2 protein-coding genes are annotated in these 1,191 nt (G+C 38.8%); both read right to left on the bottom strand.

Features of this window, described 5'->3' with window-relative positions; genetic code table 11:
* Positions 1 to 7 precede the first annotated feature (7 nt).
* Positions 8 to 301 (bottom strand): CRISPR-associated endonuclease Cas2, encoded by a 294-nt coding sequence (cas2, locus tag STRDD11_RS11415; RefSeq protein WP_128837402.1) that lies wholly within the window; start codon positions 299 to 301, stop codon positions 8 to 10.
* A gap of 10 nt (positions 302 to 311) precedes the next feature.
* The coding region (cas1c, locus tag STRDD11_RS11420) for a type I-C CRISPR-associated endonuclease Cas1c (protein WP_128837491.1) at positions 312 to 1,191 on the bottom strand (880 nt) is incomplete at its 5' end.

Genomic DNA, 1,191 nt, shown 5'->3' on the forward strand with positions numbered 1-1,191 from the left:
CATTATTTTACAAAAGCAACACCCCCACATCTGGATCGTAGCTATCGTCACGACCGATAGTTTCTAAGCGATTCTGCCAATTTTTACCAAGCAAATAAAATCGGACACTATCGGATTCTTGGTCAATGATTCTTAATAGTTCATTTTTTATCTCTACAAATTCTGCGGGAGTGACTGAGCATTCAAAAACCGAATTTTGAACACGCTGTCCGTAATCTACGCACAATTTCGCTACGTGTCGCAGCCTCTTTCTTCCTTGCGCAGTTTCCGTATTGACATCATACGTTACTAATACCATCATAAACAAACTCCTAAATTAAGAACGGAGGATAGGATTCTAATTCACCACGAATTGCTTTCGTTAATAGTTGAGCTTGAACATAAGGCAGCAACATCAATTTGACCTTTTCTTTTGTAAAAGGATGTTCAACCTCTGTATGTTTTCGCTTTTGCCACGCTTCAATAAAGATTGCGCGGCCTTTTTCTGTTAATATAACACTGCCATTTTCCTTGTATTCAAAATGTTTCTTGGTTAGCTGACCTTTATTTATCAGAGAAAATACAAAACGGTCAACTATATAGGCACGGAATTCCTCTACCAAATCTAAAGCCAAGCTAGCGCGCCCAGGCCTATCCGTATGGAAAAAGCCCACATAGCTGTCCAGACCAACAGATTCTAAGGCTGACTGACATTCATAGGTTAACAGACTATAGCCAAATGATAAAAGAACATTAACACAATCCAATGGAGGTCGTCTTGTACGGCCATTAAACTGAAAAGTCTCCTTATCCGTCAATACTAAATCATTAAAAACACGAAAATATTGATTAGCTGCCTGTCCTTCAATTCCTAATAAGGAATCTTTATCTTCAGCTGACTGAACTTGTTCCAACGCCCAAGTCAATTCTGTGTTCACTTCTTCAAAAAGATGATTATCAACCTTATCCCGATGATCTCGTTTAAATCGCAGCAAATACTTCCTAGAATTTGAAATTTTAGCAAGAATAAAACGTTTTGCATACTCTAAAGATCGTGCATCATCCGCCAATCGATAGTGCTGCCTTCTCAGCAAAACATTGCCATTTGTTTGTCCGACAAATCGACCGCAAAAACGGCCTTGCGGTGTATGGAAAGATAAATTAATTTGATTTTCTGTACAGAGCTCTATTAAAGAATGGAGAGGCCCCCAA

This window comes from Streptococcus sp. DD11 (assembly GCF_001578865.1).
GTDB lineage: Bacteria > Bacillota > Bacilli > Lactobacillales > Streptococcaceae > Streptococcus > Streptococcus panodentis.